At 64.4% G+C, this 26,132-nt stretch carries 20 protein-coding genes and 1 pseudogene; 13 read left to right on the top strand and 8 right to left on the bottom strand.

From position 1 onward, the window contains the following. Positions 1–31 precede the first annotated feature (31 nt). From ACTIAO_RS10465 to ACTIAO_RS10445, 5 genes and pseudogenes are all read right to left on the bottom strand, one after another. Positions 32–181, bottom strand: a pseudogene (locus ACTIAO_RS10465) (IS256 family transposase); the annotation flags it as partial. An 87-nt stretch (positions 182–268) separates the two neighbouring features. Continuing rightward, on the bottom strand, positions 269–3,370 hold the full coding sequence (locus ACTIAO_RS10460) for a helicase-related protein (protein ID WP_441906210.1): 3,102 nt from the start codon (positions 3,368–3,370) through the stop codon (positions 269–271). Then, complete coding sequence (locus ACTIAO_RS10455) at positions 3,370–5,136, bottom strand: hypothetical protein (RefSeq protein WP_441906209.1); 1,767 nt, start codon at positions 5,134–5,136, stop codon at positions 3,370–3,372. The genes ACTIAO_RS10460 and ACTIAO_RS10455 overlap by 1 nt, the downstream gene beginning before the upstream one ends. Continuing rightward, positions 5,129–6,346 (bottom strand): DUF6361 family protein, encoded by a 1,218-nt coding sequence (locus ACTIAO_RS10450; protein ID WP_441906208.1) that lies wholly within the window; start codon positions 6,344–6,346, stop codon positions 5,129–5,131. The genes ACTIAO_RS10455 and ACTIAO_RS10450 overlap by 8 nt, the downstream gene beginning before the upstream one ends. Positions 6,347–6,355: 9 nt before the next feature. Beyond that, the gene (locus ACTIAO_RS10445) at positions 6,356–6,952 is read right to left on the bottom strand and encodes an HNH endonuclease (RefSeq protein WP_441906207.1); all 597 of its coding nucleotides are present in this window, start codon (positions 6,950–6,952) and stop codon (positions 6,356–6,358) included. A 98-nt stretch (positions 6,953–7,050) separates the two neighbouring features. Here ACTIAO_RS10445 and ACTIAO_RS10440 point away from each other — a divergent pair, with 98 nt between their 5' ends. The 4 genes from ACTIAO_RS10440 to ACTIAO_RS10425 all read left to right on the top strand — a co-directional run bounded on the left by ACTIAO_RS10440 (position 7,051) and on the right by ACTIAO_RS10425 (position 10,070). Continuing rightward, positions 7,051–8,865: an NERD domain-containing protein gene (locus ACTIAO_RS10440; RefSeq protein ID WP_441906206.1), complete on the top strand. Its 1,815-nt coding sequence runs from the start codon at positions 7,051–7,053 to the stop codon at positions 8,863–8,865. Positions 8,866–8,953: 88 nt separating this feature from the next. After that, positions 8,954–9,412 carry a hypothetical protein gene (locus tag ACTIAO_RS10435; RefSeq protein WP_441906205.1) on the top strand — a complete coding sequence of 153 codons (459 nt, stop codon included), beginning with the start codon at positions 8,954–8,956 and terminating at the stop codon, positions 9,410–9,412. Positions 9,413–9,495: 83 nt separating this feature from the next. Beyond that, on the top strand, positions 9,496–9,774 hold the full coding sequence (locus tag ACTIAO_RS10430) for a type II toxin-antitoxin system RelE/ParE family toxin (RefSeq protein WP_441906204.1): 279 nt from the start codon (positions 9,496–9,498) through the stop codon (positions 9,772–9,774). A 14-nt stretch (positions 9,775–9,788) separates the two neighbouring features. Beyond that, positions 9,789–10,070 carry a HigA family addiction module antitoxin gene (locus ACTIAO_RS10425; RefSeq protein ID WP_441906203.1) on the top strand — a complete coding sequence of 94 codons (282 nt, stop codon included), beginning with the start codon at positions 9,789–9,791 and terminating at the stop codon, positions 10,068–10,070. A gap of 57 nt (positions 10,071–10,127) precedes the next feature. Here the strand turns inward: ACTIAO_RS10425 and ACTIAO_RS10420 are convergent, their stop codons facing one another. Then, the gene (locus ACTIAO_RS10420; RefSeq protein ID WP_441906202.1) at positions 10,128–10,976 is read right to left on the bottom strand and encodes a hypothetical protein; all 849 of its coding nucleotides are present in this window, start codon (positions 10,974–10,976) and stop codon (positions 10,128–10,130) included. Between the two features lie 255 nt (positions 10,977–11,231). On the opposite strand from ACTIAO_RS10420, the gene ACTIAO_RS10415 reads away from it, so the two are divergent. The 4 genes from ACTIAO_RS10415 (at position 11,232) to ACTIAO_RS10400 (ending at position 14,173) form a co-directional block, all read left to right on the top strand. Continuing rightward, complete coding sequence (locus ACTIAO_RS10415; RefSeq protein WP_441906201.1) at positions 11,232–11,885, top strand: hypothetical protein; 654 nt, start codon at positions 11,232–11,234, stop codon at positions 11,883–11,885. Between the two features lie 93 nt (positions 11,886–11,978). After that, positions 11,979–12,437, top strand: coding sequence for a nucleotidyltransferase domain-containing protein (locus ACTIAO_RS10410; RefSeq protein ID WP_441906200.1), 459 nt, complete (start codon positions 11,979–11,981; stop codon positions 12,435–12,437). Beyond that, positions 12,434–12,793 carry a HepT-like ribonuclease domain-containing protein gene (locus ACTIAO_RS10405; RefSeq protein ID WP_441906199.1) on the top strand — a complete coding sequence of 120 codons (360 nt, stop codon included), beginning with the start codon at positions 12,434–12,436 and terminating at the stop codon, positions 12,791–12,793. The genes ACTIAO_RS10410 and ACTIAO_RS10405 overlap by 4 nt, the downstream gene beginning before the upstream one ends. A 168-nt stretch (positions 12,794–12,961) precedes the next feature. Further along, the gene (locus tag ACTIAO_RS10400) at positions 12,962–14,173 is read left to right on the top strand and encodes an MFS transporter (RefSeq protein ID WP_441906212.1); all 1,212 of its coding nucleotides are present in this window, start codon (positions 12,962–12,964) and stop codon (positions 14,171–14,173) included. A gap of 33 nt (positions 14,174–14,206) precedes the next feature. Here ACTIAO_RS10400 and ACTIAO_RS10395 read toward each other — a convergent pair whose 3' ends face one another. After that, complete coding sequence (locus ACTIAO_RS10395) at positions 14,207–15,427, bottom strand: Fic family protein (protein ID WP_441906198.1); 1,221 nt, start codon at positions 15,425–15,427, stop codon at positions 14,207–14,209. Positions 15,428–15,552: 125 nt separating this feature from the next. Here ACTIAO_RS10395 and ACTIAO_RS10390 point away from each other — a divergent pair, with 125 nt between their 5' ends. Then, the gene (locus ACTIAO_RS10390; RefSeq protein WP_441906197.1) at positions 15,553–16,515 is read left to right on the top strand and encodes a PfkB family carbohydrate kinase; all 963 of its coding nucleotides are present in this window, start codon (positions 15,553–15,555) and stop codon (positions 16,513–16,515) included. A gap of 79 nt (positions 16,516–16,594) precedes the next feature. Here the strand turns inward: ACTIAO_RS10390 and ACTIAO_RS10385 are convergent, their stop codons facing one another. Further along, a complete protein-coding gene (locus tag ACTIAO_RS10385; protein ID WP_441906196.1) occupies positions 16,595–22,057 on the bottom strand; it encodes a GH92 family glycosyl hydrolase in 5,463 nt (1,820 codons plus the stop codon). Positions 22,058–22,239: 182 nt separating this feature from the next. Between ACTIAO_RS10385 and ACTIAO_RS10380 the strand changes: the two genes are divergently transcribed. The 4 genes from ACTIAO_RS10380 to ACTIAO_RS10365 form a co-directional block, all read left to right on the top strand. Further along, positions 22,240–22,824: a PadR family transcriptional regulator gene (locus ACTIAO_RS10380; protein WP_441906195.1), complete on the top strand. Its 585-nt coding sequence runs from the start codon at positions 22,240–22,242 to the stop codon at positions 22,822–22,824. A 16-nt stretch (positions 22,825–22,840) separates the two neighbouring features. Beyond that, complete coding sequence (locus ACTIAO_RS10375; RefSeq protein WP_441906194.1) at positions 22,841–24,580, top strand: ABC1 kinase family protein; 1,740 nt, start codon at positions 22,841–22,843, stop codon at positions 24,578–24,580. A 23-nt stretch (positions 24,581–24,603) separates the two neighbouring features. Then, a complete protein-coding gene (locus ACTIAO_RS10370; protein WP_441906193.1) occupies positions 24,604–25,173 on the top strand; it encodes a sugar O-acetyltransferase in 570 nt (189 codons plus the stop codon). Between the two features lie 45 nt (positions 25,174–25,218). Next, positions 25,219–26,132, top strand: a 914-nt coding sequence (locus tag ACTIAO_RS10365) for a BCCT family transporter (RefSeq protein WP_441906192.1), incomplete at its 3' end; no start/stop codon positions are given.

Below are 26,132 nucleotides of genomic sequence, written 5' to 3'. Positions count from 1 at the left end.
TTCTCGACACTGTGCGGGTCAGTGCTTTTGATTATGCCGCGTTGAGTTCCGGGATCGCCGCCTCCTCTTCGGTCGTGAACAGGAGCCTCATGGAGTGCTCGCTGAAGTAGCGGCGGTCGGCGCCGTTCCATTCGTCGTGCGGCTCGATGAGGACATGCCCGGCGAGGCGCAGCAGCGCTGCCGATGGCCTTGACGAGATCTACGCTCACGCGGATGAGATTCGGGCAGCGGTGCGACGGTACCGGGACTAACGTCCGCGGACCAGTGTTCAGCTCGCAGTTGCATCGACGGCTCGGACGATCCGCCGCGGCGGCCGCAAATCAATCGTCGGCAACCCCGTCGCATCGACCCCGCGTCGCGCAAGCATCTCGACCATGTCTTCCTGTCGCGGTTGCCCGAGCGTAAGCCGATACAACGTCAACGCGGAACGCAGCCGCTCGTAACGGTCGATGTCGCGGCTCAGCGGATACCAGCTCAGCACCCGGTGAATACGCGCTGGTCCCGGGTACATCCACCACGGCGAGAACTCGCCCAGAGTCGTGTCTTCTCCGGCTGCCGCGTCGAACGCCGCCCGCCACGCACGCAAGTCGGACGACTTGAGCACTTGAGGCCAGTGCTTCTGCGCGACGTTCTTACGAACGGCGTGACCGGCAAAGCGATTCACCCGACCCTCACGCTGCTCGAAATCGACCGGGTTCGATGGCAGATTCCAGTGCACGACCGAGTGGCTCCACCAATGGAAGTCGATGCCCTCCTGCCCGACGCTCGTCGACGCGAGCACGAATGGTGCGAACGGACTATTGAACGCTGCGCGAACCTCACCCTGACGGATGCCGGCCTGCTCGTTGGCATCCGACTCTTGGCGTCCGCCGTATCGCACGGCGAAGCGCGCACTCAGCGAGATCTCATTCCGCTCGGGTGAGTTGTCACGAGCGACGTAACGCGCAGGTCGCAGGGACATGGCCTCGGCAGCGCGTTGCGCGATGAGCATCAGGCCACGATCGTCAAGCTCGACCGTGCCGAGCTCACTGACGAGCTGAAACAGGTACTCATCGAGCACAGCACGCAGATTGCCATCGGCGCAGTACGCGAGCACGTACTTCCAATACGGCTGCGTCTCCGAGTAGAGCGTTTCGAGCAGGGCGATCGTCTCGGTCCTGTTGAAGAGCGTACGGAGCCCCTCGGCGAGCACGAACGCTGCCTTCCATGCGCCAGCCGCCGTCGCTTCTGGGCCGGAGATGGCTTTCAAAGCACGGAAAGCGATGTTCCCCGGCGCGAAGGCAGCGAGGTCGGCGAGGTCTGGATGGAATGCAGCATCCTCGGTACTGACGGCCGCCGCGACGTGTTCACGGAAACCCGCAGAAGCCTCAACATCCTCACGAATGGTCAACGTGTCGATATCGGCAGCGCTGATGCCTTCGGGAACGAAGCCGGCAACCGAGAAATACGCCTGCCAGGCCTGTTCCGCCGGCACCTGATCGCTGGCAGTGGCGAATGAGGCCATGAAGTCTGACGATTGCACCCGACCCTGCGCGGCGCGCGCAGCAGACAGTTCATCATTGCGACTGGCAAGCGCAGCGTGCGGCCAGAACAAGGAAAGCGTGGACATCGCCGCGGGGCGCCCCTCGTTGAGGCGGTACTGCAGACGAGCGCTCACAGCCCTGCGGGCTTCCGGATTGTTGCTGCGGAGAAGTTCCTTATCCCCAGCGGCGAGACGGTCGGCTTCGTAGCTGAGTAGCGACGCGATCGCTGTCGGCGCTGCGGTCCACGCCGAGAACAGCACCTGCTTGGTGACCGAGCCATCCGAGAGGGGTTCGAAGATCTGCCCCGGCGCCAGATATGGCATCGTCGGCGGGATCCACAAGAGCTTCCACCAACCCGCCGACACTGTCTCATCGGCCAATGCCCGAAGGTTTCCGTTGCCGAAGTCGATGGGGTCGAAGTTCTCGAGCGACTGAGCTGGCAGCGTCCTTGCGGCGCCCAATGCCGTGACCGCGAGCGGGTCGGCTTCGGCGAGACGCTGACGAAGCCGCTCGGCCGGCTTGTACCCATCCATGAAGCTCGCGAAGTAGGGAACCGACTTCCAGTACTCCAGATCGATTGGAGCATTCACCGTCGCCCCGAGCTCTCGCAGCGCTGACCAGCCCTTGAGGTCGGCCACGGTCGGGTTCGCGGTCGCCAGGTTCCGGACACGCACCATGTCCTCGCGCTCACCGATCGGCGGTCTCTCACACCTGGTCATCAGCGGAAGCAGCTCGTTTCTGACCTGCTGGGCGGGCACGTGAGCATCCTGTCCGAGGACGAGCGACTGCCGATAGTCCGCGAGCGCCTGGGCGGCCTTGCCCTCGGCACCTTCTTCTCCGCCGGCGAGGAACCTCACTGTTGCGAGGAAGTCCTTGTAATGGTCGTCTTCCGTGTCGGATGCGTTCGTGAACGGTTTGTACGGCGTTGCCGAGAGAAGGAGGACCCGCGCGTCTGCATGGTCGAAGAGCGCGTGGGCGAGCTCTGCGGCGTCACCGGTGCGAGGGTCGAGGAGCTGCCGGAACCGCTGAAACTCGTCGAGGATGATCAGGTCCGGTTCCAACGTGTCGACGCCGGCTTTGGCGAGCGAGTGCCGGAACGCCGCGATCAGCTTCTGCGTCTCCTGCCAGAGTTCGGCGGGAAGTTTTTGTTTTCCGCGCAGCTGCTCGCGGAGCGTGAGGAACTGCGTGAGCGATCCGTCCGCCCGGATGAGCTTCTCGAAGGCGCCCACGATGACCGGGTCCGGCGACCCATGGAGGTCATCTTTCAGGTGGTTGATCGTGTACCTGAAGCTGCTCTTGGAACGGACGGCTCCCTGCATCAGCATCCGAGTGATTCGACGATCTGACGAGGTCTCGTTGACGAGCTGATCGAGGATGAGCGTCAGCATGGCGCGCTCTGGCGCGGAACCCTGACGCCAGCCGCCATCGCTGAACGATGTCCCCGGCGTGAATGAGACGAGATTGACCTTCTTACCCGTGCCCGGAGCCTGCTCGTTGAGTCGGCGGCTCTCTTTCGCCAGCATGGTGAGCCGGGTCGTCATGCCGATGTGCTCGCGATCGGTCACGTTCAGCCGTCGAAGGTTCTGCGCGGCGAGGTCGACATTGCTGCAGATGTAGACGATGTCGATGCGGTCGATATCGTCCACGTTCTCGAGATGTTCGATTGCACGCGCGATCACGCCGCGCGCGACGATGCTTTTGCCGAGTCCTGTCTCATCGGCGACAAGAAAACGACCGGATGCATCCGCGCTCGACGGGCCATAGAACCGGTCGAAGACGTGGTTCACGGTGTCTTGCTGGAAGGCCTTGAGGCCCTCCATGACGGTGGAGGCATCGAAAGCAGCCATCAGCGCCTCCTCGTAAGCGTCTGGTGTGCTTGCCACACGTTGGACCAGAGCGTTTCGAACCCGTCGGGGAGCAAGTCGCGTGCATCATCGTGCTCGCGCACGAAATCGATGATTCGCCGGGCGTCGGCAAGCCCGTGGTTTCCGTTGCCGACGGCACGGACGAGTGCTTCGAACAGCCCGGAACCTTCTGAGGGTGATGCGGCACTGTCCGGGGTGAAGCCGCCTCCGCCTCCGCCGAATATTGCGTTTTCGCCGAGGTCGAGCAACAGGGCGAGCAGCCGGAGGAAGGCGGCGCGGTCCGTGAGCTGTCGGGCGATGATCGCTTCTTTGCGGGAGGGGACATCGTCGAGCAGCTCAGCGAGCACGATCGTGCGACGCTCGTTCTCATCGCTGTCGCGGGCGACGATCACGATGAACGGTGTGATGTCGGTCAGAGGAACGGGACCGATCGAGGAGGTTTCGTCTTCATCGGCTGCCAGAGTGCTACCGCCGAGATCAGCGCGCGTAAGGAGATGCCACCGGACACTCACACCAGCGCGGGTGAGCCGGTCAACCTGCTTCGCTGCTCCGTCCGCCCATACGCGGAGTGACCATGGATCACCGGGCAGCACGCGAGCGGTGAAACGCAGCTCTGCCAGGTGGCGCACGAGTGTTTCCAGCTGCCGCTGAGCTTCTTCGTCCGCCGATTCCTCCTCGCCACCGACGGAGACATACTCTTCCTTCAACTCGCCGAGGGCGGTGAGAGTCGCTTCGACGCCGAGCCGCGGCGTCGGTCCGGTGAGCCGAATCATCACTTCGACGTTGGCGTTCCACGCAGCATCCGTCGCGTTCGCCGACCCGATCAGCACCTGGGATCCTTCGAACCGGTCCACCACGACGACCTTCGCGTGAAGTCCGCTGAGATGGTCACGCTGGGCGCTCGCTTCATCATCATCATCGATGATCGCCGCGTCGTCGAGCACATAGGTCGACAACGTGTCGTCGAACGATTCCGGCGACAGGCGGTCGATGGAGGCTGCGCGCGACAGCAAGTGGGTCTTCCGGCGGACGCCGGTGCGCAGCATCCGCAATCCATCATCCGAAACGAAAGGCGAGACGATCAGACTGCGGATGCCGGAAACGTCGGGGAGTTCGGATCCAGGAAGTCCGAGTACGTGGAAGTCGACGCTGCGCACATCACTGGGCAGTTCCCAGCGCACGTGGTGGAAGTGCTCTGCGAGTCGGTCGATGTTCGCGCGTCGCTCTGGCGGGAGGTTCTGAACGGCGAGAGTCGGCAGCGCGCGCAGCAACTCGACAAGCGGCTTATTGCTGGCGTGCTTCTCGTCGGTGATCGTGCCGTCGAGACGAACGAGCGTGTCCCAGCTGCGGTCCTCTGTGAGGTTGCGGCTCGCGCAGAGGAATCTGTACGCGTAGCGCTCGCCCGATCGGTACTCAAGGAACCACACCTTCGGGTGGAAAAGTCCGCGGGGTGCCTTGACGGGGTGGAGCATCGGCTCAAGGAACGCCACGAGATCGGATGGGCTGCCCATCGCGATCTCACCCGCCTGCGGAAAGACATCGATGCGGTCGGCGCTGCGGCGCACCGCGTCGAGTACGCCGATCTTGTCATCGGCCGAGGACACATGGCGCGAGGCGAACGACAGGGGGACGCTCAGCGCTGTCACGAGATCGATGGTGAACGTGGTGCCCACCGCGTACGAGAGCTCGAATCCGCTCGGCGGCGCGAGCTGCTCGGTGAGCGTTGCGCGGGTCTGTGGTTCAAGCATTGTCAGCCTCATAGGGGCGTGCGAGTCCGTCATGAATATCGAGGAGGATGCCGCGGACTGTCGGCCACCGGAACGTCAGAGCGCCCGCACCAGACGTACCGCCCCAGGTTTGGAGACGCCGTCGGTTTCCGATCCGCGCTTGAGCGCCCTTGGTCTGCTTCTCACGGTGAGTGATGAATGCTCGCGCCGCATCGTCGCTGCTGATGCGTGCGAGATCGGTGGTCCTCAAGAAAGCCAGCCATTCGCGGACGAACTGAGCCGATCGCGGGTGGACGGGTGTGCTGCGGATGACGGCGACTCGTGCAAACAGGTCTTCGACGTTCCAAGCATCCACATTGACAGCGCCCGGCAGCGTCGCCGACCACCGGTCGAGGCGCTCGCGGTACGCGTCTGCGGACGAGTCGATCGAGTCGAACCCGGCAGATTCGTACTGCTCGGCGAGCATGAGGTTGTAGAGCAGCTGCGCACCGTGCATCACCGTCGAGAACGTTTGAGCGTGCTCGAGAAGCTCGTGCGGCTCGCCGCTGAGCGTCAGCGCGGCGGCATCGAGCCATGGTGCGGGACTGTCGTCCTCGGGCCGATGGATGACGAAGTGGGCAAGGACCGTTCCGGATGCTTCGTCGAGGATGCGATCACGGAGCCATCCGGCTTCTTCGGGGCGGAGCGCGAACCCGCCATCGACCGTGTTCGGGAACCCGTCGGGGGCCGGCGGCATCGTCGTCGACCACGCGCGGAAGCGGCTGCCGGCCGCGTCGTCGAGCTCGTCGAAGCCGAGTGCTCTCCCCTCGAACGTGAGCGCGTTGCGCTGAGTCAGTGACGGGTCTCGGAGAATGCGATATCGGCGCAGCATCGACCAGTAGATCGACGACGGGAGCGTCTTCAACCTGCTGCCCGCTTGGAGTCCCAGCAGGCCGGCGTAGTCGTCGGTCTCGCGCATCGTGGCGATGAGTTTGCGCTCGAGCCGGTCGGCCTCGGCGGCGGGGTCTTTATGGCGGGATGCGAGTTGGAAGATCCATGGGATGAAGAGGAGGTAACGTGCGCGGGTATGCAGAGTCGATGTGCCGGGGAACAAGCCGTCACCCAGCGCATCACGGATCTGGCCGAGGCCGAGCTCATCGCGGCTATCGCGATCGGAGAACAACCGGATGATGTCGCGCATCCGACGTTGTTCTTCGCTGGAGGCATCCAGCCAGGCGATCAGAGAGGGCATGTGACCTGTCTAGCGCAGATGGGGGACATCGTCGGTGGGGCCTTGCGCAGCGCGTTTGGCATCGTGAGCTTCCTTCACCCGCAGTTTGATCTCTTGTGCGTCGTCATCGGCTTTTCGCATGAGCGCGAGGATTCGCTTGTGATGATCCCAGTGGCGTTGCCAGAGTTCGTCCCCGACCGTGGCTTCGAAGTCGATCTGGGTCGGGGTGCCACGCTGCTCATATGCCTGGAGCCGCGCGATTCGTGCATCAATATCGTGGATGCCGCGTGAGAGCGGGGACAAGCGCGCGCTGCTTCGCATCCAGATGAGCCAATTCTTATTGCCCTTGCTCTGATTGCATTTGCCGCATGCCGGCACGAGATTGTGAATCTCGGAGATGTACCCCGTGGGCCGCTGCTTCTCGACTAGGGGACGCAGGTGGTCCCACTCGGTCGCGGTATCGCCGCAATATGCGCAGAAGACGCCGTCGAGCATTCCCAACGCATCGAGTGCGTCGCGCACCTCTGCTTCCGTTGGCTTGACCACAGGGATCACGCCGTTGACGAATGAGTTGGTGATGCTTGAACTTCGCCCGGTGATGCGCACCGGCTTCGGCATGGCGAACATGCTCAGATACGACGGAGAATCCATGGTTTGATCATCTCGCAGTGAGCGGACGCGGGCGTGCGTCCGCCGACGACTCTTTTCCTCAGTAGCATCCACTCATGACCCGGATGATTCCCGAACGCCCTCGCAACGGCGCGAACGTATCCGAGAAACGCATCTTCGATGCGTTCGCCGGAGCACACAATGCTGATGACTGGATTGTGCTGCACAGCCTGGAGGTCAGGCGTCATGCAGCACAGTTCCAGGGCGAAGCGGACTTCATCGTTCTGATTCCCGGGCGGGGGATCGTCGTGATCGAAGCGAAGAGCCCGGAGTACGTCGAGTACAAAGACGGCGACTGGCGGCTCGATCGCGTGCCGAACCCGGGCAAGAGCCCACTGGCTCAGCTCGACGGAAGCATCCGGAGCCTGCGCGGGTACCTCAAGCAGCGGGAGATTCTCAACGGTGCAGAACCGATCGCCCGGCTCGTCTGGTTTACGTCACTCGACCGGCACCTGTTCAAGAACGGCTCGCCCGGTGACATGCAGTTCTTCGAGTGGGAGCTCGCATGGCGCTCTGATCTGCAGCATCCCATTTCGGCTATTGAGCATCTCCTCGACGAGCACGATTCCTGGTACTCCGGGATCGACGACGTCGAGCACGATCCGGCAGTGATGACACCCGATCACGTGGATGAGATCGCGCGAGCATTGCTCGGTGATTTCGCCGGTGGCCGGTCGCTCGCGGATCGCAAGCTCGAACGGTTGGACGATGAGAGCCGTCTGCTGAAAGAGCAGCGCATTGTGCTCGAGATGATCGAGCGCAACGACCACGTGTACTTCGACGGGCCAGCGGGAACGGGAAAGAGCTATCTGATCACTCAGCTCGCGAAGCGGTGGCGGGCCAGTCATCGCACGCTCGTCACGTGCTGGAACCTTCTCATGGCAGACGAACTGCGGGACGCTCTCCATAACCAGCGGGACATCGTGGTCGATGATCTCAACGCCTTGATGCTCCGTCTCGCGGGCCTCGATGAGAATCCCGAGGGCGCATCTCAGGACTGGTACACGCAGGAACTTCCAGCGTTGGCGCTCGAGGCACTTCATGTGGATCCGACGCGCGGCGATTACGACGCCATATGCGTCGATGAGTTCCAAGACATCGCAGGGTTCCCGGCCGTCCTGGACCTTCTGTTCGCATTGGGGCGGGGCGGTTCGGCGGACACGGTGAAATTCGCTTTCGCTGGGGATGCGCGGCAGCAGATTCTTCGACCGAGCACCGCACGAGTCGATCCTTATGAGATTGCTCGGGATCGGATTCCTGACCTCATGCACGTGGCCCTTCGTCGCGGGCTGCGTCAGGTCGGGGCGCTAACGACGTCTGCCGAATCACTGCTGTCCCGTCAGTTCGGCTATCGCGGGCACCGTGTCACCTCCACGCTCGAGACGCCGTTGACGGTGAAGGCCGTGACCGGATCAGCGTCGGCTGCGCTTGCCGAGTCATTGCGCGAGCTTCTCGAGCACTATCAGGCGCACGACATTGTCATTCTCAGTCCCTTCGGCGCCCACAACTCGCTGGCGGGCCGTCTGCTCGTGGCCGAACACTTCACCAAGGACGAGCGATGGCTGCGCGAGAGGCTCAAGGTCGATCCCGTCGCCGGGGCGGATCTCGGACCTGTCGATTCGACGACAACCGGCGCCTCGGTCGAGGTGACCGCAGCGCCACGACCGATTGCATCGCCGAAAGCGCCGTCTGGTCGGGTTCGCTGGGGATCGATCTTCAAGTACAAGGGGCTCGACGCTGAAGCGGTCATCCTGACCGACATCGGTGATGATGGTGTGGCCTTCGTGCAGCGCGAAGGACTCGACTGGTTCGACCTGCTGTACGTCGGGCTGACGCGGGCTCGGTACCGGTGTGTGGTGATTGCGAACTGAGCGGGATTTGGACCGGGCTGCGATCGGATTTGCATCGGCAGAAGTGACCTAGAGTCAGAACGCACGATCGTTATATAGGAGAACGCGTATGGATCAGTCGCTCGCACCGGACAGTTCGGCCGATCGTTCGCAACCGGCCTCTGCGGGTCGGCGCAAGTACGAATCACTGGACCAAGCGCTTCAGTCTTTTCGCGTTCCCCTGGAAAACCACGCACTCATACGACGCTTTGTCGAGACAGTAGGCATTTCGGCGCTCTACCAGACGTCGGGGTATATCAAGGCGGTGCGCTCTGGCGGCGGACCCGACTTGCACATCGCCTACGGATGGAGCGGTGGCTTCATATCCGAAGACGAAGTTATCGACGTTGCCGGTGATGTTCACCGATGGGAGAGCTCTCGAAAAGGGCTTTGGGGCATCACCCACCCGGCCAATCGGGGCTCGGCTTCAGCGGGCGCCTCCTCGTCGAGAGAACACCGTGACTACGGAACATGTCCTGAGTGCTTCATGACGTTTCATGCGAATGGCTCGTGCGGTTGCTCCGACTGACTTGGTTCGGACGGACGCTGGGAGGGCTCGATCTAGTCCCGACTACAGTTGTAACGCGATGCGTTACGCGTTACAGTTGAACAATGATCGTGAGCTTCCGCCACAAGGGGCTGGAGTTGCTCTATCGGGACGGTTCGAAGAAAGGCATCCAGCCCGCGCACGCAGCGAAGTTGACCCGTCTGCTGGCGGCGCTTGATGTCGCACAGAACGCCGCAGACCTGAGCATCCCATCGTTTCGATTGCACGAGCTCAAAGGGTCGCTGGCCGGGTACTGGTCGATCTGGGTGAACGGGAATTGGCGAGTCACTTTCCGATTCATCGGGCAAGACGTCGAACTCGTCGACTACCAGGACTATCACTGAAGGGGAGAGAGCACATGATGAAGAATCCACCGCATCCCGGCGCACTTCTTCGGGAAGACGTGATCGCAGAGCTGGGGCTCACGGTCGCCGAAGCTGCGTCGCGTCTCGGAATGTCTCGCGTCGCGCTCAGCCGGGTGCTCAACGAACACGCGGCGATCAGCGCGAACCTCGCCGTGCGCCTGGAGTACGCGGGTGTTGGCACTGCCCGCTCGTGGCTTGCGATGCAGTCGAATCATGACCTTGCCCGCGAGCTTGCGAATAAGACGCACGACGTGCGGCCGCTTACTGCCGCGTAACCCACTGAAAGCAGCGGAGCCCGGCTCCCCAGCCCGGGCCCCGCCGCACTTCACGCCTTACGGCTGAACGAAGACCTCGTCCGCGAGCATCCCGGGACGAACCCGGATCAGCACCGTCTCGCCGTCGGGTACGAGGAACGCCGCCGACCCGGTGGCGGATGCGCCGTTGTACAGCTCGTCCATGCCGAAGCTATCGGCCAACGAGACGAAGTTGTCGAAGCTGTCGACAACGTTGCCGGCGCTCGTGACGACGGCGACCCCGACCTCGGCGGCAAGCCCCGACTCGTCGCCCGTGTACGTGACCGTGTAGTTCACGATCTCGTAGTGCGATCCGGCGGGGGCCGCTTCGTTGAACATGTTGCCGTCGGCCACCGCTGCCGCGCCGTCCGCCGTGTAACTGTTCACGACGACGGTCCAGTCGTTCGAGCTGATCTGCGACGCCAGCGGATACGGGTTCTCGCGTGTGCCCTGCTCCGCGGTATCCGTGGGCTCTTCGTCTACTGCGACCTCGGCATCCTCTTCGACCGGCTGCGTGACCGTCGTGTCACCGCTGCCGATCTCGTCGAACGCCTCGCTCGCCGCATTCGCGACCACGGCGAAGAACACGACGAAGCCGACGATCGTCCCCACGATCGAGACGATCAGGCCGACGACGCCCATCCACTTGCGGTCGCCCTTGAGGAACAGCGACACGATGCTGAGGACGAAGGCGATCGGCAGGAGGATCCAGCCGACGATCAGTGCGCCAGGGATGCACGCGAAGATGAAGCCCACGGCGGCGACGATGAGCGCGACGAGCGCGAGCGTATTCGTCTTCTTCGGGGCGGATGCCGACGGGCCCGCAGGCGGCATGGGCGGAGGCATCTGCTGCGGAGAGGGAGCAGCGGGAGGGTTGGGTACGGACATGTGATTCTCCTTCAGGAGTGTGCGTGGAGCACCGGCCTGCCCCACGACGGATGCCGTGGAGCGCGGGTACGCACGCACGACGAATATCGCCCAGAATCAGGGCGCGATTCGGGAACTCGGGAAGGGTTCCAGGGCCCGTGCGGACCAGCTGAGGATCAAGGTAGAGGGGGCCTCGGACATTGGTTGTGGCGTCTCGCTGTTCGTCGCGGCGGGCGCGGTGACTGGAACGTCCGACCATCCCGATAGCATCCGATCATGGGATCAATCGCAACGCTCACTGGCCGTCAGTCCGTCGAAGACGCACTCGACGAGTTCGACCGTCTCGGCCGTTTTGGGTTCTTGGAGAAGTACGGTTTTGGCGAGGCGAAGGAGTACTTCGTCGTCACCGAGAACGGGAACTACGACTCGAAAGCAATCTTCGCGGCGGCGTACGAGCGCGAGCACGGCGAGCATCTGACGAACGAAGACTTCTCCGGTGGCAGGACCGGTGCAGCGAAGTGGCTCAGTGAACTCGGGTACACGATCACTGGACTCGAGTCGAAGATTGGTCGACTGACCTTCGACTCTTTTGAGCCGGCAATGGATGCGTTCCGGCTGTCTGTGGAGAACATCACCGCGGCACGCGACTTCGTCGCCAGCAAAGACTTCGAAACGTTCTACCTGCCTCCGAGCCGCACCTACATCGCCATGATTCCGCGCGGCGGCGAGCGACCCACAGCGTGGATCAACAAGGGGTACGTGTGGTTCCGCAACGACGACGGCACTCAAGAGGGCGTCGCGTTTCCGTACAACAAGCTCCGCGACGGTGGCCGCAACTCGCGTCAACGTAAGCGCGAAGAGGCCGAGCGTCCGTGCCCGACCTGCGGAATGATTCTCTCCGTGAGCGGCGTCTGCAACATCTGCGGCTGAGCCCGCGAGCACTCAATCGCGTTCGATACGTGATGAAGACCGTCCCGTGGCCACACCTGGTAAACTTGTACATATTTATGTACAAGGATTGATATGGAAGTCGTCTCCGTTGCCAATGCGCGCGCGGGCCTGTCGCGCCTCATCGCCGGACTCCGCGACGATCCCACCGCGACTCCGGTTACGATCGGGTCCCATCGCAAACCCGAGGTCGTGATGCTCTCAGTCGACGAGTACCGGCGGATCCTTAATCACCCGTCGACGCGAGTGACCTTGCAGTACGTGCGCAGGCTGAAACCTGTGATCGAGAGGCTCGCACATGCCGCACACCTCGGTGAGGTCAAGGTCTACGGTTCCGTCGCTCGTGGCGATCAAACCGCAGAAAGTGATCTCGACCTGCTGGTGACACCCACAGAAGACGCCACTTTGTTCGATATTGCACAGTTCGAGATGGACATGGAAGTCCTTGTTGGAACCCCCGTATCGGCAGTGTCCGTCGCATCCCTCGAGAAGAAGCGAGATGCGCGCATCCTGAATGAAGCGATTCCGCTGTGAATGAAGATGCGCGGGTTCCGCGCTGGCTTGACGATCTCCGTGCCACTCTCAATACGGCTGCCGAGCTGTCGGCTCGTGGGCGCGAGGCTTTCGATACGGATCCGGCCGTGTCATTGGCGTTCGAGGCGCTCTCGAATCGCGTAGGCGACCTCGCGAAGCGGCTTCTCGCGGCAGACGCGGAACGCTTCACAGATCCGATCTGGCGTCAGGCGGCTCGGCAGCGCGATTTCGTCGTGCATCACTACGACCGAGTGGATGCTGACCTCCTCTGGCGCACCGTGACCGAAAGCTTTCCGAAGCTCGCCTACGCGGTCGGCGAGGCCTTCGATCCGATCACGGTGCGGCGCTCGGCTTAGAGTTGCCGCGTCTGAGCGTGGTCGTCTGCGGCCGCTTTCCGGGCACTTCGCTCGGAGATGTGCACGTTCTTCGGAGCAGAAGCGGGCTTTCTCTGCGAAGAAGCTGCACTTCTCCGAAATAACGGTACGCGGCCAGCGCCGATGGTGTCTGCTGTGACCGATACGGTCATGTATGTGTCTGCTTCCCCCGCCGTCGAACCGGCCCTGCGTCGCGCCCGCGTCGGCGTCGCGCTGCTGTTCCTCACCAACGGCGCACTGTTCGCCAACATCCTGCCGCGCTATCCCGAGATCAAGGCGGCGCTCGGTCTGGATGCTGCCACCTACGGCCTCGCGATTGCAGCCTTCCCTGCCGGCGCGATCGTTGCGGGGCTGGCCGCGGCGATGTTCATCCGCCGCTTCGGCTCGGCGAAGGTCGCGGTCGTCGGAACCATCATCACCAGCCTGGGTATCCTCGCCGCCGGCTTCTCCCCGTCCATCCTCTTTTTTGCACTCGGCCTGTTTATCGGCGGCGCCGCGGATGCCATCACCGACGTCGCCCAGAACGCCCACGGCCTGCGCGTGCAGCGGGGCTTCGGCCGCTCGATCATCAACTCATTCCACGCGATCTGGTCGATCGGTGCGGTTCTCGGCGGATCGATGGCGGCTGTGGCGATCGCGACCGGTCTGCCCATCGGCATCCATCTGATCATCTCGGCAGTGATCTTCTGCATCGTCTCGCTCATCGCTCTGCGCCTGTGCCTCTCCGGCCGCGACGACCGCACCGAGGAGGACGCGATCGCCGGCGGCGAGGAGATCGGTGGCGCCCTGCAACGCATCACCGCGAAGACCGTCATCATCATCGTCGCGCTGGTGCTGATCTCGATTGCGGGCGCGCTCGTCGAGGATGCTGGAATGTCCTGGGCGACCCTCTACCTTGCCACCTCGCTCGATGCCCCGGCGGCCCTGGCCGCCACCGGATACATCGCTCTCGTCGGCGCCCAGTTCATCGGACGCCTCGTCGGCGACCGTCTGACCGACCGTTTTGGTCAGCGTGCCGTCGCGATCGCCGGAGGGCTCATCGCCTCGGTCGGCATGGGACTCGCGCTCGCCTTCCCCTCGATCCCGGGCACGATCATCGGCTTCGCGGCTGCGGGTTACGGTGTCGCCACGCTCATCCCCGCGGCCATGAACGTCGCCGACGACCTGCCGGGTCTCAAGCACGGTGCGGGGTTGACGATCGTGTCGTGGCTGCTGCGACTGGGGTTCCTGTTCTCACCGCCGATCGTCGGGCTCGTCGCGGATAACGCTGGCCTGCGTGCCGGGCTGCTCGTCGTGCCACTCGCGGGAATCGTGGCGGTGCTGTTCGCCTGGGCGCTGCAGGGGCGGGAGAAACGGGAGTGAGTGTTGCGGTGCACGTCGGAGCGAGTGATGACGTCACCTGTTCATCTCGGTCTGGATGCGCCGGTCGAGGTCATCGAGTTCGGCGAGCAACTCTGCGGCGACCCACACGCGATCCCGCTTGCGACCGGTGATCTCCTGAATGAAGCCCGCGTTCGCAAGCTGCGTGATCGCCTTGTACGTCTGCTGCTCTGATGCGCCGGAGCGCTGCTCGATCTCGGCCGATGCCATCACGGGGTGATCGTAGAAGGCGGGGATGAGCGATGCGACTGCCGAACCGGCACGGGGGTGCAGTTCCGTGTTCCACTCGTCTGGGAGTGCCTTGATGCGTGCGATCGAGTCGCGTGAGCAGACCGCTGCGGCGTGCGCGGAGCGTGCGAACAGCTCGATCAGCGGTGCCGGCTTCCCACGCCGGTACTCCCCGAGAGCCGCGAAGTAGTCGTCGCGCTTCGCTAAGAGGCCGCTCGCGATAGGGACGACAGTGTGGCGAGTCACTCCTCTGCGGCGGAGCGTGGCCGACACCAGGGCGCGCCCGATACGGCCGTTGCCGTCGGTGAACGCGTGTATCGATTCGAACTGAGCATGGGCGATCGCAGCCTGCACCATCACTGGGACGTCGTCGCGGTTGAGGTAGTCGATGAGGTCTTCCAACAACGCCTGCACTCGCTCTGGTGCAGGAGGAACATGCAGTGCGTCGCGAGGTGAGTGGTCACTGCCGCCGATCCAGTTCTGCATATCTCGTATGCGGCCGGCGTATGCGACTTCGTGGGGATCGTCCTGCATCAGAGCGTGGTGAGCCGTGAGCAGATCATCGAGCGCGAACCGGCCGTTCTCGCCCGTCGTCGTCACGAGCCCGTGCAACGCGGAGCTTGCCGCCACCATGCTCGTGGCGGAGGCGTTCGAGCGGTTTCCTGACAGTGCCTTCGCATAGTCGACGGCACTGGCGGAGATTCGCTCGATCTTCGACGACGCCACGGATTCCGTCCTGATCATGAAACGGCTCAGGGCGGCCGAGTGTCCTTGAGCGTCGGTATCGGTCTGTGCAACGGCGAGAAGAGCATCCTCTGATGCAATGATCGTCGCCAATGGTGGGGTGTAGTCGAGGGAGGAGATCAGTGGAGGGATCGTCGCATCTACCGAAGACATCATGCGATCGGCTCGTGTGCCGCCTCGGACCTGCTGGTGCCACGGAACGGTCTCGATGCCGTGCGCAGGCCAGGACAGCGGTGGTGTTGAGCTGTCTTCGAAATCGTTCATAAACCTGAGTATGGCACGATGTAATCAGGTTTAGCATGTGTAAACACGAGTAACGAGCGGGATGCTCGGCCTTACCGATCTCTCGAACGGGGTGCTGCGTGAACCGCACTGGATATGCTGACCGCATGCGCACCGCACCACGTGTCATCCACGCCGGGCAGGCTCTGGTCGATCTGACCATCGAAGTTCCAGATCTTCCGGCGCGAGGGCAGAACGTGATGGCTGCCTCCGTCGCCCAGTACGCGGGCGGGGCCGTCACGGTGCTCCTGGCGGCAGCCCGCCTCGGCGCGCAGTGCGTGCACGCCGGAGCCCTCGGCACCGGCCCGAACGGCGACCTGATCCGCGCCGCGCTCGCCGTCGACGGCATCACGGCATCCGCCCCTCCGGTGACCACGCAAGACACGGGGGTGTGCGTCGTGCTGGTCGAACCGACCGCCGAGCGCACCTTCGTCACGACGCTCGGCGCCGAGCGCGACATCACCGTCGACTCCCTCGCGACCGCCGACGTCCATCCCGGTGACCTCATCTGCGTCACCGGGTACTCGCTGGCCGTGGCGCAGACCCGCGACCCGTTGCTGGATTGGCTGGCATCGCTCCCGGAAGCCGCTGTGGTCGTGCTCGACCCCGGCGCCGCATTCGCCGAGCTGCCCGCCGACGTGCGCGACACGATGCTCGCACGCACCGATGTCTGGACCAGCAACGCCGAAGAGGCAACCGATCTTCTGGCCGCGCTGTCGGTGCCGGTGACTGCCGGTGGACGCGAGATCGCCGCCCAAGCCCAGGCTCTCGCGCCGGTGCTGCGCGCCGAGGCTGTCACCATCGTCCGCGACGGCGCGGAGGGGTGCACGGTGCACGTGGCAGGCGAGGCGACCTACGTTCCCGGCTTCCCGCAGACCCCGGTCGACACCAACGGCGCCGGCGACACTCACACCGGCGCGCTGCTCGCCAGCATCGCCACCGGCGCGACCTGGGTCGATGCCTGTCTCCGCGCCAACGCCGCCGCCGCGATCAAGGTCACCCGACGCGGGCCGACGACGGCTCCGACCGCCGCTGAGGTCGAGGAGTTCCTGCTGCGATCCAACGCCTGACACTGCGCGTCATTGTCTTCGGGACGCAGAAGCGGGGCCCGCAGAGAATCTCCGGGCCCCGCTTCGTACCGGCTGAGTCTCAGACCCGAGTGATCCGGCGCCGAATCAGCAACCCGGCACCGGCGAGCAGTGCGAGAACTCCCAAGACCCAGAGGGCCGTGGCCGCGCCACCGGTTGTAGCCAGTGCGCCGTCGTCCATCGCAGATCCACCCGTGCCTGTGCTGGAATCCCCGCCCTGACCGGGATCGGTGGGCGCCGACCCGCTCACGACGACCACTGCGCTTTCGGCCACGGCAGTCGTGCCGTAGTCGTCGGTGACCGTGTAGACCAGCGTGTAGCTGTCGACAGCAGGCGACACCATCCGCGCGAACGCTCGGGACTCGACGAGCTCGACCGTGATGCGATCGGTGATGTCCTCACCATTGGCATCCATGGCCGATATCCCCTCGAGTTCGTCAAATTCCTCGCCCGAGACGACCTCACGGGTCGGCGGAACACCGCTGAACGTCGGCTCGACCGCGGTCACCGTCACCATCCGCTCGAACTCCGTCGCATTGCCCGCCGCATCCGTGACCCGGTACGTCAGCGTGTACGCACCGGGGGTGCGCACGTCGACGTCGCCGGAGACCTCGATCGCGGCAGTGACATCGCCATCGATCTCATCCGTGGCGGTGACGCCGGCGAGTGGCTCGAACGGCTGCCCCTGGGCGACCTCCGACTCAGCATCCAGACCCGCGAATTCCGGACCCTTCTCATCGTCGACCGTGCGCGTCAGCGTGACCTCGTCGATCACCGTGCGATCCATCGTCTGATACGTCGTCAGCGTGATCGCCGCTGGCGACACGTCGACATCGGTGTACTGCGGCTGGTTCGACTGGTTCTTGATCGCAGCCTCGGGGGAGGCAGCATCCAGACCATAGAACTTGCTGCCGCTGGAAGAGTTCCCGGTCACGTAGAGGACCTGACCCTCCTCAGCCGCCAGCGTCACACCCGACTGCTCCTGCTCAGCACGATCGCCGACCGGGGTCGTGCCATCCATGAGATAGCTGCGCGTGTAGATGTGGTCGTGGCCGGCGAGCACCAGATCGACACCCAACTCGCTGAACACCGGCGCGAGAGCCTCACGCCGTTCGATGACGTCCTGCTCGACCGAGTGGAACGCCGCCGAGTACAGCGAGTGGTGCATGCTCACCACGATCCAGTTCGCTGCTTCGCCCTGGTCCTCGACCACCGAGCGCAGGAACGCGGCGTGGTCCTCTTCATCGGCGCTGCGCGCATTCGTGTTGATGTTGAGGTAGAGCACCCCGTTGTAGGTGTACCAGTAGTCGCCTCCGGCACGGCCCTCCTGGCTCTCGTACCCGTGGGTCTGCGAGCGATTCGGTGTGAAGAAGTGCGAGTTGAACTGGTTCGACTGGTTGTCGTGGTTGCCCACCGTGGCCTGGAACGGCAACTGCTTGAGCAGCTCCGGCGCGATCAGCGAGGCGTACTCGTTCTCGGACGTGTGCGACTCGACCTGGTCACCACCGCTCACGATCATCGACGCATCCTTTTCGAACTGATCGATCTGGTCGAGCGATGCGGCCCAGCGGTCACGATCGTTCTCCCAGCTGCCGGATGCGCCGATCTGAGCATCCGTGAGGAACACGAAGCTGTACGTGTCATCGAACGTTCCGGTCCACAGCTCGTACGAGCGCGACCAGCCCATCTCGTCATTGCCGACCCGGTACAGGTAAGCCGTCTCCTCCTTCAGCTCATCGATGACGACCTGATTCGAGAACCGGCCGTCGCGAGCCTCCGCCGTCGCCGCATCGATCACGCGTGCATCCTCGACCGGGAACAGCTCGCCGGTGCGCGCCGATGCCGGTGCGACCTGCACCTGCGCCTCGATCTCGCGGTCGGTGTAGAAGGTCAGGTTGCGCTGCGTCTCATCCGCACCGACGTGCAGGAGCACATCCGCGATGGCTGCCGGAGCATCCTTCGCGGCGATCGTCAGCGAACGCAGCTGCATGAACACATCCGAGCTGTTGTCGTTCGTGTTGTGCACCTGCACCGAGATCGTGTTCGCACCCGCCTGCAGAGCGGATGCCGGAACCGTGAACGATCCCGTCTGCGGGGCCGACCCGTTGCCACCGGCGTAGACCATGTTGCTGGTCTCGCTGGCATCGATCCGCTCATCGGCGAAGCCGCCCACCTGCTGACCGTTGACGTACACGCGAGCCGCATCATCGTAGGCGACCTCGCCGTTCAGCTGTGTGATCCGCGCGAGGTCGTCCTCCGAGATATCGAACGTCGTGCGGAAGAAGAACGTCTCGACATTCTTGCCGTCCTCCTTGTACTGCGAAACGAGTGTGTTCGGAGTGAACCCGCCACCGAGATCGGCGATGTTGCCGTTCTTGGCACCGAAGCTCGTGGTGCCGGTCTTCCACGACGCGTCGTCGTAGTCCGCGGCAGTCCACTCGGTCTTCGATTCCAGGCCGGCAGCCGGGTCGTCGGCGGTGTCGTGGAAACGCCATTCAGCGTCGCCATCCACCACCGGGGCGCCATCCAGATCGGTCGGCTCGGGGATCGTCGGCGCGGTCGGCTCCTGCGGGTCCGGACGCGTCGGCAGTGTCGGCTCTTCGGGATCAACAGTGTTGACCGGGCGCAGTGCCACGTCGAAGACATGCATGATGCCCTTGCTGACCTCGGTCGGCAGAGTCACGCTGCGCACGGTCTTCGTCGCATCCAGCGGCACGACGGACGTGCCGAAGACGGTCGGCTTGGTCGTGTCGGATCCGCCACTGAGCGAGTTGCGCTTCGTGAGGTCGATCAGGCGGAAATTGCCCGCCTCGACATTGCCGGGCACCCAGTCGCTCAGCCGCACGTCGACATTCTGCGAGCTGCCATCGGAGTAGGTCACCACTGCGGTGCCGCGCGATGGTCCGTTCGTCGCAAGCCCCATGAAGGAGATGCCGGATGCCGCGGTGTCACCGAACTCGAGCACTTGGCCGCTGGGGATCCAGTGGTCCATCTCGCCGGCCGCGGTGTCGGGCCAGGTGAAGACCACGCCGGTCTCGCCGAGCGGGATCTCACTGCCGGCGGTGACGCCGGCCTTCTCGAGGTCCTGACGCGAGAGGCTGACGCCACCGGCATCCAGACCGCCCATGTTCACCGCACCATCGTCCGTGACGCCCACGGAGTTGCGAGCGTCGACGCCGTCGCGGTACGACGGCGGGACATCGTCCGCACCGGTGCCCCACGCTCCGCGGGTGGCGCCCATGGTGAAGTCGAGCGTGCCGCCGCTGCGCGCGAAGTCTGCTGGCAACCAGGATGCCGACTGCGCCGTGCCATTCACAGACAGCGCCGTGGTGTACTTGCTGGCGTCGCCCGCATCGGGTGCGTTGATCGTGATCGAGCGATCTGAGCCCACCGAGTTGATCTCGATGCGTTCGAACATGGGCGCGGAGACCAGCAGGTCGGCCGTGCCCCAGATCGCTGGCATCAGCCCGATGTTGGCCCAGACGTACCAGGCGCTCAACGAGCCGAGGTCGTCGTTGCCGGCCAGGCCGTCCGGAGCAGTGGTGAACAGCTCGTCGGCTGCGCGGTACAGCGTGTCGGTCGTCTTGTGCGGAGCCTGCAGCCAGTTGTACACCCACGGCAGCCCGAAGCTCGGCTGGTTGGCAATGTACGCAGCATCGCTGAATGCGCCACCATCCAGATCGCGCAGGATGCTGTCGAGCTCCGTCGTCGCCTTCTCCACGCCGCCGCGCGCTTCGATGAGGTCCTTCATGTTGTGCGTCACGTTGAAGCCGTACTGCAGGCCGGTGGACTGCTCGAACTGCGCGCCCTGCGTCGTGAGCGACGTGTTCATGAAGCCGTTGCGGTTACGGGCGTCGATGTGCTCACGGCTGTAGTTGAAGACGTTCTTCCAGTTCTGCGAGCGGACCGAGAACTGCTCGTAGGCGGCCTCGTTGCCGAGTCGCTCCGCCATCTGCGCGATAGCGAAGTCGTTCGTCGCGTACTCCAGAGTGCGAGAGGTGGCAGCGCCCTTCTTGTCGCCGTCGACCCACCCCTGGATGCCGTACATCACAGCATCCGAACGCCCGGTGTTCGCCATCGGCAGCGTCTGCGTCTCGAGCATCGTGGCCAGAGCCGTCTCGCGGTCGTAGTCCGTCGAGCCGAAGTCATCTGTCGCCGCGATGATGTTCTGCAGAGAGTCGCCACTCATCTTCGTCTGGATCTGGTTGTAGGTCGGCCAGCTCGTCCACTTGCCGGACTGCGACACCATGTCCACGATCGACTGGTTGATGTCGCTCGCACGATCGGGGAAGAGCATTGCCACCAGCTGCGACTGCCCGCGATAGGTGTCCCAACCGGAGAAGTTCACGTAGAAGTCGCGTCCCTCTTCGACCTGCTGCAGTTCGCCGTCGTAGCCGACATAACTTCCATCGACGTCCTGGAAGGTGTTCGGGTGCAGCAGCGAGTGGTACAGCGAGGTGTAGAAGGTGATGCGGTCGCGGTCGCTGCCTCCGGTGGCATCGATCGAACCGAGCGCCTCCTCCCAGGTCGCGCGAGCCGTGGAACGGGCGCCGTCGAAGTCGAGCGTCTCGGTCTCAGTCGCCGCGTTGGCTCGGGCGCCGTCAACAGAGACGTAGCTCAGACCGATTTTCGCGGTGACATCTGTGCCGTCGGCGAAGGTCAGCCAGGCGCCGGCGCCGTGCTTGGTCGCTGCCGAGGCGGTTGTCGCTCCCGCCGCTGCGCCGTCCGGAGTCCAGGCGCCGTACGACTCGACGGGCTGGTCGAAGGTCGCGGAGAAGTGGGCGGTGTACTGCGAACCGCCGTTGCAGACGATGTTCGCGTTCACCGTACCGCTGAGCTCACCGGTGCTGGGGTCGAACGTGATGTCCGATGCGTGCACGTCGTTGTTGGATCCGCCCGCTTCGAAGAGCAGGGTGGCGTTGTCGTCGAACGAGTAGCGGCTGACCGCAGTGCGGGTGGTGCTGGTCAGTTCGGCCTGCACGCCTTCGAGGTCGACCGAATAGTAGCCGGGCTCGGCGATCTCGCCCTCGTGAGAGAAATCGAGGAAGTAATCGTCGATCGCGGATGCCGGATTCGACGGTAGCGTGTCGTCGGCGAGCTCGTCGGTGAACGGGAGCACCGGGAAGTCGAAGCCGCCGAAGTTGGAGCGGCATCCAGTGCCCGACAGACGCGTCATGCCGAACCCGCGGATCTGGTCGGCCTGGTATTCGTACCCGCCGTACTGCTCGCCGGTCTCGGTCTCGAATGTGGTCGGGCTGGACTGCACCATGCCGAACGGGACCGTTGCTCCGGGAAAAGTGTTGCCGTAGTGGTCGTTGCCGCGGCCGGTGTTGGTGTCGTTCATCTCGGTGCCGATGAATGGGTCGACGGCATCGAATGCTGACAGCGTGGATGCCTCGGCAGCATACGCGACCGGTGTCACGAGTGCTGAGGACGTGGCGAGGACGGCGATGACGCCTCCCGCGATGAGGGTGCGCCGTTGTCGCGGGGATGACTTCGGCTGATTGGGCGCATCGGCGAGCATGCGTTGCCTCCGTAACTGTGGTGGGGGACCGCGGATTATGACACCGCTGTCAGACAGCATAGGGAATGCAAGTCTCCCGTGGTCAAACATCGGGTGAACGAACAGTGATCGGGCGACGATCGGGTTCCCTGCATGCGGCTAACGATATATCGTTGACTATCGCTCGTCTTCAGGAGGTCAACATGAACGGTTCATTCCCCACCGGCGGTTTCGGATCCGGTTCGCCTTTCGGCGGATCCGGCGGATCAGGTGGTCCGGGAGCGGCGATCTTCGATGCCCTCGACCAGCTCCGCAAATCCTTCGACCAGCGCCCCGGCGGATCCACGCGCATGGCGCGCGGTGACGTCCGGGCGGCAGTCCTCAGCCTGCTCGCCGAGGAACCCATGCACGGCTACCAGATCATCCGCGAGATCGAAGATCGCTCCGGCGGATCGTGGAAGCCGAGCGCGGGTTCCGTCTATCCGACCCTGCAGCTGCTCGCCGACGAAGGTCTCGTCTCCGCCGAAGAGCAGAACGGCCGAAAGACGTACTCGCTCACCGAAGCCGGTCGCGCCGTGGCCGATGAAGCGGATGCTCCGGCTCCGTGGAAGTCCAGCGACAGCAGCCGCGGCGCTCACCACCACGCGGCACTGGCGAAGGCCGGAATGGACCTCGCTGGGGCGGCCGCGCAGTTCGCGCGCAGCGGCGACTCCGAGCAGATCGACAAGGCTGTGGAAGTCCTCGACGACGCCCGGCGTAAGCTGTACGCGATCCTTGCCCAGGACTGAACCGCAGAGGGGCGCCATGGCTGACGAGCAGCACCCCCTGCCCCCGCAGGCACAGCCGCACCGCGCTCGCTACCGACGCATCCTTCGCTTCGCATCTGCGCAACTCGTGCAGCTGTGGTGGTTCGAACTGTTCCTGCCCCGCTTCGGATTCGCCCGGGTCAGCGAACGCACTCGTCCAGATCGGATGCGGCGCCTCGCCGAGCGATTCCACGTGCTCGCCGTCGAGCTCGGCGGCCTCATGATCAAGGTCGGACAGTTCCTCTCGTCCCGCATGGACGTGCTCCCGCCCGAAATCACCGCGGAGCTTGCCGGGCTGCAGGACGAGGTTCCGGCTGTCCCGTTCGCCGATATCAAGAGGCGGGCTGAAGCCGAGCTCGGTGTTCCTCTCGATCGCGCGTACGCCTGGTTCGACGAGGTGCCGGTGGCTGCGGCATCCCTCGGCCAGGCGCATCGCGCCCGCCTTTCCGACCTCGACGCCGCCGATACGGGCTTCGCCGACGTCGTCGTGAAGGTGCAGCGCCCCGGAATCGACGAGATCATCGCAGTCGATCTTGCGGCCCTGCGCAAAGTGGGCGGCTGGCTGCGACGCATCCGGATCGTGTCGGACCGCGTTGACGCTCCCGCCCTCGTCGAGGAGTTCGCCCACACCAGCCTGGAAGAGATCGACTATCTGCACGAGGCCGCCAGCGCCGAACGCTTCACGGAGAATTTTGCGGATAATCCGCGGGTCGCCGCCCCGCTCGTCGCGTGGGAGCGCACCACCCGCCGAGTGCTGACCCTGTCGGATGTCACCGCGATCAAGATCAACGATACCGACGCACTGCGCGCCGCGGGCATCGACCCGGCCGAGGTCGCCGACCTGTTCGCCGAGGTGATGTTCGAGCAGGTGTTCACGCACAGCTTCTTCCACGCCGACCCGCACCCGGGCAACATTTTCGTGACGCCGGTCGGTCAGCCCGTCGAAGGGGTGGATGCTGACGCGCCGGCGTGGCGACTGACCTTCATCGACTTCGGGATGATGGGCGAAGTGCCCGAGGGACTGCGCGCGGGACTGCGGGGGCTGGTGATCGCGGTCGGCTCCCGCGACGGCAAGCGGCTCGTCGACGCGGTGCAGGAGGTCGGCGTGCTGCTGCCATCCGCCGACACGAAGAGCTTCGAGCGCGCCGTGACCCAGCTGTTCGCACGCTTCGGCGGGATGGGCTTCGCCGAGCTGAGCACCGTCGACCCGCGTGAATTCCGCGACTTCGCGCACGAGTTCGGCGATACCGTCCGCTCGCTTCCGTTCCAGCTTCCCGAGGGAATGCTCCTGCTCTTCCGCGCAGTGTCCCTGACCTCGGGGATGTGCAGCGGACTCGACCCGAAGTTCAACGTCTGGGACGCGGTCGAACCGTTCGCGGGCCAGTTGCTGCGGGACGAGACCGGCAATACGGTGAAGGCCCTCGCCGAACATGCCTGGGAGTCCGTGAGCACGACGGCCCGGCTGCCCGGTCGTATCGATGCCGTCATCACCCAGATCGAAGACGGCACGGTCTCGTTCGACACCTCACGGCTCGAGCACCGCATGGACGTTCTCGTGGGCATCGGTCTGCGAGTGGTGTCGGCCGTGCTGTTCGCCGGCCTCGCGATCGGCGGCGCGGTGCTGATCGTGCCCGCCCTTCCGCTGGGGATCGTGCTGCTCTCGATCTCTCTCGTCCCGCTCGCGCATGCCGTGTTCGCCGGGCTGTTCGGTCGCCAGGGGCGACCGAGTCGGCACTGAGCGGGAGACGTAGGCTGGGCGCCATGGAACTGCAGGATCTTCTGGATGCCATGGATGCTGGACGCACCATCACCGCTGACTCACCGCTGCACGAGGTGATGCACCTCGCCAGCCAGGATGCCCAGCGCATCACCGGTGAGCTCAACGGCAGCTATCACGAGCCAGAGCGCGTGCGTGAACTCCTTGCGGATCTGATCGGCAAGCCTGTGGACGAGACAGTCACGCTCTTCCCACCCTTCACCTCGGACTTCGGCAAGAACATCACGCTCGGCAAGCGGGTGTTCATCAACTCCGGATGCCGCTTCCAGGACCAGGGCGGAATCACGATCGGCGACGACTGCCTCATCGGACACAACGTCGTCATCGCCACGCTGAATCACGACCTTGCCCCGAGCCGTCGTGCCGACATGCATCCCGCCCGCGTCACCATCGGCCGGAACGTCTGGATCGGCGCGAATGCGACGATTCTGCCCGGGGTCACGGTCGGCGATGACGCGGTGGTGGGCGCGGCATCCGTCGTGACGAAAGACGTGCCGGCCGGCGCAATCGTCGTCGGCTCCCCGGCGCGGGTGGTGCGCTCCGTTCCGGAGTGACGATGTAAACACGCGCCCGCCGGTATCCATGCCAGTATGTCTGGCATGGATACACCCGGCGATCAGTCGAAACCCTCTGAGTCTCACCGTGGCGGCCCGCCCACAACAGGCAGCGTTCCGCAGGGCGCAGTGGCGAAGTCCACGAATGCGGCGCGCAAGATCGTGCACGACCTTTCCGTAGCCCCGCCGCGGGGCTTGCACCCGGCGCTGGTCCCCGGCGTCTCGGTCGAATCGACCGGTCGCACGTACCGCACCGATCCGCTCGTCTTCGGTGTAGCCATCACGCTGATGCTCGCCTTCATCGCCTGGGGCGTGTTCGCCGGTGACAACCTCGCCGGCACGAGCAAGGCGGTGCTCGACTGGGTTCTCGAATACTTCGGCGTTTTCTTCACCGTCATCGCCACCATCGTGCTGTTCTTCATGCTGTTCATCGGCTTCAGCAAGTTCGGCCGCATCCCGCTCGGACGCGACGACGAGGTTCCCGAGTATTCGATGTTCTCGTGGATCTCGATGCTGTTCGCCGCGGGCATGGGAATCGGGCTGGTGTTCTGGGGCGCGGCCGAGCCGCTCACGATGTTCGAGTCACCGCCACCGGGCACCGTGGAGGCGAACACACTCGACGCCATGCACACCGCCCAGGTGCAGGTGCTCTATCACTGGGGCCCGCAGGCCTGGGCCTTCTACGCTCTCGTGGGCGGGGCGATCGCCTACGGGGCATACCGCCGTGGTCGCACCCCTCTCATCTCATCGATCTTCGCCCCGCTCCTGGGAGAGAATCGCACCACGGGTCCCATCGGCCGTACCATCGACATCTTCTCGATCATCGTGACGCTGTTCGGCACGGCGGCCTCGCTCGGACTTGGCGCCTTGCAGATCGGTCACGGCCTGGAGATCGTCTCCGGTGCGGGCAAGCTCGGCAACGGCATCCTCATCGCGGTCATCGCGGTGCTGACCGCGTG

Origin of the sequence: Microbacterium sp. (assembly GCF_052099035.1) — a bacterium.
Classification (GTDB): domain Bacteria; phylum Actinomycetota; class Actinomycetes; order Actinomycetales; family Microbacteriaceae; genus Microbacterium.
The sequence above is the reverse complement of the archived record's forward strand: the minus strand, read 5'-3'. Positions and strand labels throughout refer to the sequence as shown.